Genomic DNA, 342 nt, shown 5'->3' with positions numbered 1-342 from the left:
AGTTTAGAGGTGATCAGTTGGCTGAAATAATTGCCAATTTCTGTTTGAGCTTCTTTCTTGTCATCATAAGTTTCGGTAATAAGCGTTTCCAAACCTTCCGCAGATGAATTGTACTGATAGAAGGTCTTCATATCAGAAAGATCTTTTTTCTTACGGTCAGCACAAGATGCAATAAGTTCCTCGAAATCGGCCTTTATTTTAGAAGCCTGCTTACGAAATCGCGCATCCTGTTCATTGACCTCATTTACACGGTCAACACTTGATTGCTCTTTGTCTTTCAATGATTCAATAGCAACCGCTAGAACCTTATCTGCTTGAGAGTAAATATTCTTGATATTTTGC

At 38.0% G+C, this 342-nt stretch carries 1 pseudogene; it reads right to left on the bottom strand.

The annotated features are described in order from the left end of the window. Positions 1 to 342 (bottom strand): annotated as a pseudogene (locus IQP38_RS18390) (hypothetical protein); the annotation flags it as partial.

This window comes from Vibrio sp. OPT41, from assembly GCF_015163595.1.
In the GTDB taxonomy this organism is placed as follows: Bacteria; Pseudomonadota; Gammaproteobacteria; order Enterobacterales; family Vibrionaceae; genus Vibrio; species Vibrio alginolyticus.
This window is presented reverse-complemented; position numbering and strand designations above follow the sequence as displayed.